The organism is Micromonospora sp. LOL_015, from assembly GCF_048060275.1.
Taxonomy (GTDB): Bacteria; Actinomycetota; Actinomycetes; order Mycobacteriales; family Micromonosporaceae; genus Micromonospora_E.
This window is the reverse complement of the sequence record NZ_JBHMIO010000012.1, coordinates 121,871-134,047: the sequence shown is the minus strand read 5'-3', so window position 1 is coordinate 134,047 and position 12,177 is coordinate 121,871. Positions and strand designations below refer to the sequence as shown.

Genomic DNA, 12,177 nt, shown 5'->3' with positions numbered 1-12,177 from the left:
GCGACCGTGCAGGTCGCGGCGATCAACGAGTGGCTGTGACCGACTTTGATACACGCCCTAGTCAACTGCCGGGAATAGAGGATCCACGGCCGCGGAGCGACGGCCCTCCTCGCCAACGAAACGGCAGTTCATCCGTTTCTTAGCTGGTTGGGGCTACTGGGCGGTTCTGGGCACTCCTGCCAGGATTGCCGCCGTGTCCGACTACGACTACGCGTACCGTGGGCTCTCCCGCCTCCAGGGAGATGCAGGCAGGCTGACCATGCTGCTGGAGACATCCGGCGGGGCGACCCCCGAGGGCCCGGTGACGCATCCGCAGCTGTTCACAGGTTTCCTTACCGCCCCCGTCGCTGCCGCGACCGCGTTCCTCGTCGTCGCCGACGTGGCGGCGACGCGTTACTACCGGCCACAGCTCGCCGCCTCGCTGGACCCGGTGGTCACGGCCAACGGCGACCGGCTGCGGATCGAGTCCTTCTCCGGATGCTGTGGGGTCTACGCCCGCCTCGACATCCTCGACGACGGCTTGGACGGCGAGGTGATCCGGCACGGCACCACCAACGTCGACGTCAACTCGGATTTCCGCCGAGCGCTCAACCGGGTCGGTGCTGCCACGCCGCTGCACTTGCTCGTCGGGGCGGACGAGGTTGCCGTCACGACGCTCGACGGGCGGTACGTGGAAAAGCAGGTACCCCTGCCGTCGCGGTGGGTGCGCGGCTTCGCCGAGGCGCAGGTGCTGGCCACCGGGCTGAGCCTGCGGGCGGAGGTGCCGCCGGCGGACGCGGAGGCGGTCCTGCGGGCAGCGCCACGCCCTACCACCCGGTCAGTCATCGGCACCACGCACTGGGTGAGCGCGACCGGCCGCGGCCTGCGCCCGGCCACCCGCCCCGGACCGGGCACGATCGGCCTGCCCGGCGTCGAGCGGCTGACCACGCTGTGGCCGGTCCTGCCGTACGCGGACGCCGTCCGGATCTACGCCCCAGCCGACGGAACCCTCGGGCCCGTCGCGTGGGAGGCACGGCTGCCGGGGATGCGGCTGACCTTGATGCTCTCGCCGGCGGCGGCACGGGGCTTCTCCGGCGAGGGCGGGGTGCTCGACGATCTGGCCACTTCGACGGCGACCGAGGACGCCGCCCTGGTGTCCGCGCTGCTGGCCTGGGACCCGACGATCGATGTCGACCAGCTGGCCCGGATGGCGGACCTGCCGTCACACCGGGTCCGGGCAGCCCTGACCACCCTGGGCACGGCAGGTCAGGTCGGCTATGACCTCGCCGAGCAGTCGCACTTCCACCGCGACCTGCCGTACCGACCGCAGCAGGTCGAAGGGCTCAATCCGCGGCTGCGGGCAGCGCGCAAGCTGGTCGCCGCCGGTGCCGTCACGATCGCCGACGGGTTGGCGACCGTCGGTAAGGGCAAGGAGATCCACACCGTACGGTTCGGTGCCGGTGCCGGTGCCGGGGCGAGCTGCACCTGCCTCTGGTGGGCGAAGTACCAGGGCGGACGGGGGCCGTGCAAGCACGTGCTCGCCGCCCGTATCACCACGAACTCGATGTGAGGCTACAGTGGACATAATGGACCGGATCGTCGCTGGTGACGTGGCCGGGGTGGGCCGGGCGATGAGAAATCTCACCCCGGCGCAGCGCGCCGGACATGCCGAGACGCTCGCCGAGTTCCGGACGGCACTGCTGTGTCACAAGTGGGAGAAACTGCCTCAGCCGGAGCGGTTCGCGCGCCTCGCCGCCGAATTCGCCGCGCAACCCGACCCCAGCACAGCCGGAAAATGGCTCACCCGGATGGAGAACCACTACTGCCAGAAGGCTGACATCAGTTGGGAGGACGACAAGAACAAGACCGCTGGGCCGCACCGGTGGGTGGTCGAGGTGGTCGACCACTGGACGGCCGAGCAGCAGACCGAGCTGGTTGCCGCGATCGACAGCGCAAGGAAACTCTTCCCGCTTGCCGACTACCTGATCCGGCGCACCGGCTGCCCCCCGCCGACCTCCCACCCGTTCCTGCTCAACTGGCTCTCAGCCCGGTGGTACGGCGGGGACCCGGATCTGGTCCCCAACCCGCCCGGCGCGACGTTCGGTGAGCGGATGCGAAACGACCCACTCACGCCGGTCCTGCTGCCCATCGTCGAGAAAGAACCATATTACTATATGTCGGACTCGGCACAGGCCGAACTCATCGAAGCTGGCCTCATCAGCGGGGACTACGTCGTCGACCTCATCTTCCGCCGAGTCGACAACGGCGATCTCTGCTCGCCGCAGGGGGACAAGGCGCTGGTGCGGTTGATCGCTGATGATCCGCGGTGGCGTGCGCTGGCGGCGGCGTACTGGTCCGAAAGGCTGCAAGAGTGGCTGGAGCAGGTCCGGCAGACGAGCGAACGCAGCGTACTGCGCCGTCGTTTGGAGATGGTCGACGATATGCCACCCACCTTGGCGCAACATGCCGCAGTGGGCCGCGACTATCTCACCTTTCTGGACCTGTGGGTTCCGGTGGCCGAGTACGCCCGGGTCCGCCTCGCCGAGCTTGACGAGGCCGGCCTGATCGAGCCGGAGCTGGTCACCGAAACGACCCGACGACTCCTTCGCCGAGCGGACAAGAAGCTCATCCGGGCGCACCTGACGTGGCTCGACCGGACAGCGCGACGAGACCCGGCACGAGCCGGCCAGCTGGTGCGATCGGCAGCTCTGGCGTTCGGACATCCGGACATCGCTCTGCAGGAGCAGGCGCTCAAGGTGGTCGCCCGGCATCTGGATACCGCGTCGGCGGCGGAGCACGCCGGTGCCGACGAGCCGATCCGGACTGCCCTTGCGGCAGCGGCGGCCCGGTTGACGCCCGCACTGTCCGCGCAGGCCGCTGACCTGTTCGGACCGGTGGCGCGGCGCGACGAGCCGTACGTCGAGACGCTGCCGCTGGTCGAGGCGCCCACTGCGGTGCCGGAACCGCTCGGCACGCCCGCCGAGGTCGCCGAACATGTAGCCGCCGTGCTGGCCGGCAGCCCGGACATCGTGGTGTTCGAACAGGCGCTCGACGGACTCGTCCGCCACTCGGTCCGCGACCGGGTCGGACTCGCCGCAGCGCTGGCCCCCGTCGTGCGGCGGGTACCGGGACGGCCGAGTGACTGCACACCCGTACACCTGTGGGTCGTCGTCCAGGCGGTGACCGGAGCGGTGCCAGACGACGACTGGCTCGTTGCGCGCTGCTGCTGTTGCCGCGGCGAGTTCTCGCCTCCAGGTCAGCTGCTCGCCGCACGTATTCGGGAGGCCGCCGGGGCGGTACGCGCCGGTGACCTTCCGTACCTGCTGGCGGTCCCGACCGACGCCACCGGAGCCCTCGACGCGGCGGTACTCGTGGAGCGCCTGACGGGGTATGCCGAGCGTGGCATCGCCGCGCGATCGGTCGATCTTAGTCAGGCCCTGCTGCGGGTCATTCCCACCACCGACGAGCAGATCATCGATGCGGCCGAGAGGCTGCCGGGCGACGCCGGTCGCCGCCTGTCCAGCTGGCTACGGGCCGGCGGCTACCCGCATCAGCCGTCGACACCGGACGACTGGGAAAAAATTAGTGCCTTCAACATCGTGCACAACTTGATCGACCTGCCCGGGGCCGTGACCGATCTACAACTACCGGCCGACGCCGAGCGGCTCTTCCGTACCGGCACGAGGTGGGATCGGCAGTGCCGCAACCAGTTGGCGGCCTGGGTGGCCACGTTGCCGCACCACCGGGACAGGGTGGCGAACTGCTACTACGACTACAGCGCTCGTGAGCCCTACACGGAGCGGGACAGGCGGGCCTGGATGCGTCTGCTTCCGCAACTGGCCGAGTCGGGCGGCCCGGCCGATTTCGCCCTGCATCTCAGACTCGCGCTGGCCATGGACGCCGACCGTCCTCGGGAACGCGCGGCGGCGATTGACGCGATCCTGGTCCTGGCTGCCCGCGGTGACCTCAACGGCGAACTGCTCGGCCGGCAGATCGTGAAGCTTGGTCCCGAGGGGTATTCGTTTGTGACTCTCAGCCGGGCAATCGAGACTCTGAGGGAGATGGCCGCTACCGGTGCGTACGCCACGGTGTGGTCGGTGTGTCGAGGCGCGCTCCCCGGCCTGCTCGAAGGCGAACCGGTGGCGCGGGGGGTAGGGAAGTTGCTGACCCTTGCGGTGGAGTGCGTGCTGCGGTGCGGGGCGAGCGGCGAGATTCCGCGGGTGACCACCGTGGCGGCGCGTCGTGGGTCGAGCGAGCTGGTCAAGAGTGCCCGAGCGCTGGTGGCGGCGCTCGCCGGCACCCGTCGGTAGCGACCGGATGCCGCACAGTCGGTGAGAGCACGGCGGCGCGGACCCCGTGATCTGTCCACGGGGTCCGCGCCGTCGCGCGTCAGCACCAGTCGGTTCCAGACCAGGTTCAGCTCGGGTCAGACGCCGGCTACCGACCGAATCCAGGACCGGTTGTACGCCACGCTGCCGTAGTTCTGGATGTTGACGCCGTTGGCGGTGGAGGCGACGCCGACCTGCTGGCCGTTGTAGAACTGCGGGCCGCCCGAGTCGCCGCGCCACGCGTTGCCGTTGATCCGGGTGCTGCGGATCGCCCGGCCACCGTACGCGTCGCTGACGCTGGTGCTGGTCACCCGGACCGAGGCGGTCTTGAGCTGGGTCGACGCGCCGCAGCCGCTGTAGCAGGTCATGCCCCAGCCGTAGATGCTGTTGGTCGAGCCGACCGGCGGGTAGCTGCTGGACAGCGTCACGTAGCTGGTGCTGACCGGGCTGGAGAAGTAGAGCAGCGCCAGGTCATAGCGGCCGTACGCGGAGCTGATCGTACGGGTGACGCCGCCGGAGGAGCGGTTGACGCTGCCGATCCGGACCGACATGGATCCGCTGACGCAGTGCCGCGCGGTGAGCACCCAGTTGGAGGCGATGATGCTGCCGGAACAGGTGAACGAGCCGTTGCTGAAGACCGCGGCGGCCCATGGGGCGGACGATACCGTCCCGCCGCCGATGATCTCCTCCGGTGCGGCCGTCGCCGCAGTTGGCGTGGCCAGCAGGCCGATCAGGGTGGTGGCTACTGCTGCCGCAGCCAGACGAACGCGCATGGGTGGGGCTCCTTCCGAGGGAACAACCCGGGGTACGGGTCGGTGAGCCACGCCGCCGGACGGGTATCCGGCAGCGGAGTTTGTTACAGCGCCCGTCCGAAGGTCGTCACCGGGCGTTTGACGAATGACGTTAAGCGCTCCGATGGTCATCTACAAGGATCAAATCGAAGTCATACGATGCATTGATGTCCCGCGACGGCGTCCCGCGCCCCTCGGGGCCCCGCGCTGCCCGCGTCGTGTCGGCCGGTGGTCGCCAGCCGGGTGTGGCAGGCCGTTCGTGGGCGCGCGGTCCGCCGATGAGCCGGTCCGTCGGCGGTGACCGATGTCGTCGTTATCGGTTCGTGGCTGATTTGTGGCCCGATCACCGATTCGGCTCTTCGACCGCCGGTGCGTCGTACCCGGTGCCACCAGGTAGGCTGAGGGGTGCGCGGCCCGTTCGAGGCCGGCACCCCCAACGCGTACACGGTCAGGAGTGCCACGTGGCTCGCGTCGTCGTCGACGTCATGCTCAAGCCGGAAATTCTCGATCCTCAGGGTCAGGCTGTCGCGAACGCGCTGCCGAGGCTCGGTGTCAGCGACGTCTCGGCGGTGCGCATCGGCCGGCGGATCGAGATCGAGTTCGCCGGCGAGCCCGACCTGGATCGGGCTCGTGAGATCGCGGACAAGTTACTGGCCAACCCGGTCATCGAGGACTACCAGGTCCGGCTGGCTGAGCAGCCTGAGACAGCCGGTGATCCGTCATGAGCGCCCGGATCGGTGTGGTCACCTTCCCGGGCTCGCTCGATGACGGCGACGCCGCCCGCGCGGTGCGGCTCGCCGGTGGGGAGCCGGTCCGACTGTGGCACGGCGACGCCGATCTGCGCGAGGTCCAGGCTGTGGTGCTGCCCGGTGGCTTCTCGTACGGCGACTATCTGCGCTGCGGAGCCATCGCCCGGTTCGCCCCGGTCATGCAGTCGATCGTCGCCGCCGCTGGTGACGGCCTGCCGGTGCTCGGCATCTGCAACGGCTTCCAGATCCTCTGCGAGGCTCACCTGCTGCCCGGCGCGCTCACCCGCAACCAGCACCTGCACTTCCGCAACCGGGACCAGATGCTTCGCGTCGAGACCGCCCGGACCGCGTTCACCAACGCGTTCTCTCCGAAACAGGAAGTCCTCGTCCCGCTCAAGAGCGGCGAAGGCTGCTACGTGGCCGACGAACAGACCCTCGACGAGTTGGAATCGACCGGCCGGGTGGTGGCCCGCTACGTCGGCGGCAACCCCAACGGTTCGCTGCGCGACATCGCTGGCATCACCAACGCCGCCGGCAACGTCGTCGGGCTGATGCCCCACCCGGAGCACGCCGTCGAGGACCTGACCGGTCCGTCCCGGGACGGGCTTGGCTTCTTCACCTCCATCCTCAAGCACCTCGCGGGAGTGCCGGCATGACCACCCAGTCGGAGGCCGCCGCCGCCGGCCCGGCAGCGACCGACCTCGGCGTACCGGTCGACCGGTACGCCGGTGGCCCGGACACCGTCGAACGCGCCACCGACACACCTGATGAGCTGCAGCCGTACACCGAGCTGGGGCTGCGCGACGACGAGTACGAGCGGATCCAGCAGATCCTCGGCCGTCGGCCGACCCAGTCCGAGCTCGCCATGTACTCGATCATGTGGAGCGAGCACTGCTCCTACAAGTCGAGCAAGGTGCATCTGCGGCAGTTCAGCGAGAAGGCCCCGGCCAGCGACCTGATGCTCGCCGGCATCGGGGAGAACGCCGGTGTCATCCGGGTCTCCGACACCCTCGCCGTCACCTTCAAGGTCGAATCGCACAACCACCCCAGCTTCGTCGAGCCGTACCAGGGTGCGGCCACCGGCGTCGGCGGCATCGTCCGCGACATCCTCGCCATGGGTGCCCGCCCGGTCGCCGTGATGGACCCGCTGCGGTTCGGCGCCGCCGACCACCCGGACACGGCCCGGGTGCTGCCCGGCGTCGTCGCCGGGGTCGGCGGCTACGGCAACTGCCTGGGCCTGCCCAACATCGGCGGCGAGGTCGTCTTCGACCCCTGCTACCAGGGCAACCCGCTGGTCAACGCGCTCTGCCTCGGCGTACTGCCGGTGGACCGGCTGCAGAACAAGGCCGCCGCCGGGGCTGGCAATGTCGTGGTGCTGCTGGGGGCCAAGACCGGCCGGGACGGCATCGGCGGGGTGTCGGTGCTGGCCAGCGCCACCTTCGACGACGCCAGCCAGCAGCGCCGCCCGTCGGTGCAGGTCGGCGACCCGTTCATGGAGAAGCTGCTGATCGAGTCGTGCCTGGAGCTGTACGACGCCGGGCTGGTCGTCGGCATTCAGGACCTCGGCGGCGCCGGCCTGACCTGCGCGCTCACCGAGACCGCCGCTGCGGCCGGCACCGGCATGCGGGTCTGGCTGGATCGGGTTCCGCTGCGTGAGCCGTCGATGGAGCCACACGAGATCCTGGCCAGCGAGTCGCAGGAACGGATGCTGCTGATCGTCGAGCCGGCGCAGCTCGACGCGGTGCTCGCCACCGCGGAAAAGTGGGGCGTGCTGGCCACCGCGATCGGTGAGGTCACCCCGGCCGAGTCGGACGGTCGAGTTGGGCGGCTGGTGATCAGCTGGCGTGACCATGTGGTGGTCGACGTACCGCCGGGGTCGCTGGCCGACGACGGCCCGGTCTACGCCCGGCCGATGCGCGAGCCGGCGGACCTGATCCTGTTGCAGGCCGACCGGGCGGAGACGCTGCCCCGCCCCGGCACCCCGGACGAGCTGCGGGAAACCCTGCTGCGGATGATCGCCTCGCCTAACCTGTGCGACCGCAGTTGGGTGACCGAGCAGTACGACCGGTACGTGCTAGGCAACACTGTGTTGGCCCAGCCCGAGGATGCCGGGGTCATCCGGATCGACGAGCAGAGCGGCCTCGGTGTCGCCCTGTCGGTCGACGGCAACGGCCGGTACGCCCGGCTCGACCCGTACCAGGGGGCGAAGCTCGCCCTTGCCGAGTCGTACCGCAACGTGGCGGTGACCGGTGCCCGCCCGGTGGCGGTCACCAACTGCCTCAACTTCGGCTCCCCCGAGGACCCGAGCGTGATGTGGCAGTTCGCCGAGGCGGTTCGCGGCCTCGCCGACGGCTGCGCCGAGCTCGGTATCCCGGTGACCGGCGGCAATGTCAGCTTCTACAACCAGACCGGTGCCGCCGCGATCCACCCCACCCCGGTGGTCGGTGTGCTCGGGGTGCTCGACGACGTGGCGCAGCGCGTCCCGATGGGCTTCGTCCCGCCGTCACACAGCGACGGTGACCTGATCATGCTGCTCGGCGAGACCGAGCTGGAACTCTCCGGATCGGAGTGGGCCTGGGTCACCCACCGGCACCTCGGCGGTACGCCGCCCAAGGCCGACCTGGACCGGGAGCGGGTGCTGGCCTCCGTGATCGGGGCGGCGGCCCGGGTAGGGCACATCACCTCGGCCCACGACCTTTCCGACGGCGGGCTCGCCCAGGCACTGGTCGAGGCGTGCCTGCGCCGGTCGATCGGGGCGCGGATCGCGTTGCCGCCGGAGTTCAGCGACGGTTCGATGCCGTTCGTGTTCCTGTTCAGCGAGTCGGCGGGGCGGGCCATGGTTGCCGTGCCGCGCGGGCATGAGAAGGCGTTCACCGCGCTCTGCGTGGAGCACGGACTGCCCTGGACCATGATCGGAGTGACCGACCCGGCGGCCCGGCTGCTGGAGGTTCGCGACCAGTTCAGCGTCGGCCTGGACGAGCTGCGCGGTGCCCACACCGGTACCCTGCCGGCGCTATTCAGCGCGGTGGGGCCGCGTAACGTGCCGGCGGACCCGCAGGATCCGGACGCCGTCGGGGTGTTGGCCAGCGAGGCGGTCGCGATTGACGCCCCGGCCGGTACGCCGGAGCAGACCACGGCGACGGTGGACGTCGACCCGGACAGCGACGAAGCCGAAGCGGTGACCGAACCTGCTGCCGCGGTGACCGAGCGGGAGACGGAAGCAGTCACCGACAGCGAGGCGGTAGCCGAGGAAGCGGCAGACAGCGGCGGCGTAGCGGCGGCCGAGGAAACGGTGGCCGACGACGCGACCGCCGACGACGCGACCGCCGACGACGCGGCTCAGCCGGTGGACCGCCCCGACCCGTCCGCCGGCAAGCCGAAGAACCAGAGCTGACCGGGCGGACGGCAGACTGACTCACCGATGAGATGGGCCGGACCCGATCGGGTCCGGCCCATCTCATCGATGTGGCGTCGAGTAGCCGTCAGTCGTCGAGCCAGTCGAGGGAACGTCGCTCACCCCGGTTGCCGGCCTGCGGCGTGGCACCGTGCCGAGTTTGGTCGCCAGGCGGCTGCTCGGCGCCGTAGGGCTGCTGGTCGTAGGGCTGCTGTCCGTACGGCATCTGCTGGTCGTAGCCGCCCCGTTGGTCAGGGACGCGGCGGTCGTCGTAGCCGCCCCCAGGCGGGTAGCCGCCACCTTGGTCGTAGCCGCCACCGGTTGGGGGGCCGTACCCGCCCGGTTCCCGGCCGGACTCGTAGCCCGCCGACCCGCCGGGGCCGTAGTCCGGTGACCCGTAGCCCTGGTCGGAGCCGTATCCACTGCCCCGGTCGCCACCGTAGTCACCGCCCGGGTAGCCCGCGTCGGGGTAACCGCCGGCCTGGGGCGGGCTTTCTCCGTAGCTTCCGCCGTAGCCCGCACTCGCGCCGTAACCACCGCCATCCGGCCCGTAACCGGGGCTGCCGCCCCGGTAGCCGGGCTGCGGCGGCTCCGGACCACGCGGTGGTGGCGGCACGTCGCCGCGCCCCTGATCCGGGCCGGGGTAACCGGCGGATTCGTACGGTGGGCCGGACTGCCCGTAGCTGCCCGGCTCGTAGCGCCCGGTCGGCTCGTCGTAACGATCGGTGCCGTACCCTCCGGCGGAGTCCGCTCCGTACCTGCCGCCGGAGTAGCCTGCGCCGCCGGCGTCGCCGTAGCTTTGGCCACCGCGGTAGCCGCCGGCCTCGTCGGCTGGCGGCCGACCGGCCGGCTCGCCGTACGGGCCGCCGGACGAGGGCGGGGTGCCGTAGGTGCCGGGTGCCCCCGACGACGGGGCGTTGCCGCCGTACTGACTGCCGCCGTAGGTCCCGCCGGAGCGGGCCGCACCGCCCGGTCCATCGTAGCCGGACCCGGCCCCACCACCCGGCTGGTCGGCGCCGGGAACCGCGCCGTAAACGCTGGTGGCACCGGCGGGGTCGGAGCCGTAGCCGGGCTGGGTCGGCGGTCCACCCCAGCCCGGGCGCTGGTCCGCGCCGTACCGTGGCTCGGGCCCGGCCGGTGGGTTCGGACCGGGCGGCGGCGGAGCACCGTACGGGTCGGGGAACTCGTCCTTGATCGGTGGCATCTGGTGCAGCATCGTCGGCGCGTCCGATAGCGACGGCCGGGTCACCATCGTGGCGTCGGAGACCGGGCCGGGCGGCATCGGCGGCATCGCCACCCGGGTCGCGTCGTCGGCACCGTGGTAGACGCCGCGACTGCCCGGCAGTGCGGCCCGCCCGTCAGCTGGGTCGTCGTCGGCCGGCTCTGGGTCGTCGTCGACGTCGCCATCCTTGCGCCGCACCAGCAGCAGCACGATGGCCCCGACACCGAGCGCGACCAGCAGGCCGCCCATGATGATCAGCAGCCAGGAGCCCATCCCCCCGCCGCTGCTCTCGTTCGCCAGGTTCTGGGTGTCGATCGGTGGGGCTTCGGTGGCCGCGCCGCTCGGGGTCGCCTCGGCGGTCGCCGACGGGGTCGCCTCCGGAGTGGCCGACGGGGTCGGCTCCACGTTCGACTTCAGGGTGATCCGGTCGACGGTGATCGACTGCCCGGCGGCGGCGGTGACGACCTTCACGTCGCTGTCGTTGTACTCGTCGGCGGTCGCTGCGATCCGGATGTCGCCGGGGACGATCGGCCGGTCGTTGCTGGAGGTGAACCGGTAGTTGCCGTTGCCGTTGGTGGTGGTGTCGTAGCTGTTGCTCTGCGAGTCGCTCATCACGACCACGGCGCCTTCGATCGGTTCACCGGTGGAGACGTCGGTGACCTTGCCGGCGACCTCCTTGACCCGGGGCGCCTCCTGCGGCCCGCGGACCGAGACGTCGCGCTGGACCCGGCCGTTCTCCCCGTCGACGACGGCGACGATCTCCACCCGGCCGTTGCGGTTCTGGTTGGTCCCGAGGTTGCCGGCGATCAGCTCGACCGTGTAGGTCTTGCTCGCGCCCCGGTCGATCGTGTCGGTGAAGTCGCACTGCCCTTCGCACCGGAGCTCGTTGATGTTCGTGGCGACCCGGATGTTGAAGGAGGTCCCGCCCTCCACCTCTTCGCCCGCCGGGTTGTTGTTGCGGACCTCGAATTCGAGGGTGGCCCGGCCACCGGAGCTGAGGTTGGCGTTGGAGAGGCTGCGGATGGTGACTGTGGGTGCCTCGGCGGCCGCTGGCGCGGCGGGCAGGCCGACTAGTGCGACGGCAGCCAGCGCTGCGACAACACCGGCCCGCGAAAGCCAGGCTCGTAGGTGTGTTGTCACGTCCACCGCCTTCCGGTTTGATCCTTCCCCCGCACCAGGATTCGGGCAGGGGTCACCCGTGACGAGTACACCGTCGGCAACTATGCCTTGCCGAGACGGATGTGCGCGACCCAGGGGCGGGAGCCACTGGCACCGGAGCTAGTCGTATCGTCCCGATGTGTCCTCTCCGTACAGTAAGTTCACTACGGTCGCCGCCGTGCGGGACGCTTTGGCCGCCGGTGCCGTCCCCGCCCGTGTGCAGCTACGCGATGCGGTCCGCCTGCTCTTGGCGGCGCTGGCCGAGCGAGCGCCGGGCCGATCGGTGGAGGTCCGTGTCCCACCTTACGGTGCAATTCAGTGTGTAGCCGGGCCGCGACACACCCGAGGCGCCCCCGCGAACGTGGTGGAGATCGACCCGGTGACCTGGGTGCTGCTGGCGACCGGCGAGCTCGACTGGGCCTCGGCCGTGCTGGATGGACAAATCTCCGCGAGTGGTCCGAGGTCCGATATATCCCCGTACCTGCCGCTGTGAGGCGGGCTGGCGATTTGCCAGCCAGCTGCGGCGGTCACCCGGCTGACTGCGGTGGACACCCGG

General features: G+C 70.5%; 8 protein-coding genes. 6 read left to right on the top strand and 2 right to left on the bottom strand.

The window, feature by feature from the left end:
- The first annotated feature begins 193 nt into the window (after window positions 1-193).
- Entirely contained in the window at window positions 194-1,549 is a 1,356-nt protein-coding gene (locus ACFHWU_RS13330; protein ID WP_416590676.1) for an SWIM zinc finger family protein, read from the top strand.
- Between the two features lie 16 nt (window positions 1,550-1,565).
- The gene (locus ACFHWU_RS13325; protein ID WP_416553867.1) at window positions 1,566-4,289 is read left to right on the top strand and encodes a hypothetical protein; all 2,724 of its coding nucleotides are present in this window, start codon (window positions 1,566-1,568) and stop codon (window positions 4,287-4,289) included.
- A gap of 116 nt (window positions 4,290-4,405) precedes the next feature.
- Here the strand turns inward: ACFHWU_RS13325 and ACFHWU_RS13320 are convergent, their stop codons facing one another.
- The gene (locus ACFHWU_RS13320; protein ID WP_416553869.1) at window positions 4,406-5,080 is read right to left on the bottom strand and encodes a S1 family peptidase; all 675 of its coding nucleotides are present in this window, start codon (window positions 5,078-5,080) and stop codon (window positions 4,406-4,408) included.
- A 479-nt stretch (window positions 5,081-5,559) separates the two neighbouring features.
- On the opposite strand from ACFHWU_RS13320, the gene purS reads away from it, so the two are divergent.
- Genes purS through purL form a run of 3 tightly spaced genes read left to right on the top strand, consistent with a single transcriptional unit; the run spans window position 5,560 to window position 9,241 of the window.
- Window positions 5,560-5,823, top strand: coding sequence for a phosphoribosylformylglycinamidine synthase subunit PurS (gene purS / locus ACFHWU_RS13315; protein WP_278172523.1), 264 nt, complete (start codon window positions 5,560-5,562; stop codon window positions 5,821-5,823).
- The gene (gene purQ, locus ACFHWU_RS13310) at window positions 5,820-6,503 is read left to right on the top strand and encodes a phosphoribosylformylglycinamidine synthase subunit PurQ (protein ID WP_416553871.1); all 684 of its coding nucleotides are present in this window, start codon (window positions 5,820-5,822) and stop codon (window positions 6,501-6,503) included. Before purS ends, purQ begins: the two co-directional genes overlap by 4 nt.
- Window positions 6,500-9,241, top strand: a complete 2,742-nt coding sequence (gene purL / locus ACFHWU_RS13305) for a phosphoribosylformylglycinamidine synthase subunit PurL (protein ID WP_416590675.1) — start codon at window positions 6,500-6,502, stop codon at window positions 9,239-9,241. The genes purQ and purL overlap by 4 nt, the downstream gene beginning before the upstream one ends.
- 88 nt (window positions 9,242-9,329) lie before the next feature.
- On the opposite strand, the gene ACFHWU_RS13300 is transcribed toward purL, so the two are convergent.
- The gene (locus ACFHWU_RS13300; RefSeq protein WP_416590674.1) at window positions 9,330-11,603 is read right to left on the bottom strand and encodes a carboxypeptidase regulatory-like domain-containing protein; all 2,274 of its coding nucleotides are present in this window, start codon (window positions 11,601-11,603) and stop codon (window positions 9,330-9,332) included.
- A gap of 157 nt (window positions 11,604-11,760) precedes the next feature.
- Between ACFHWU_RS13300 and ACFHWU_RS13295 the strand changes: the two genes are divergently transcribed.
- Window positions 11,761-12,114 (top strand): sterol carrier family protein, encoded by a 354-nt coding sequence (locus ACFHWU_RS13295; protein ID WP_416553877.1) that lies wholly within the window; start codon window positions 11,761-11,763, stop codon window positions 12,112-12,114.
- Window positions 12,115-12,177: the final 63 nt, after the last annotated feature.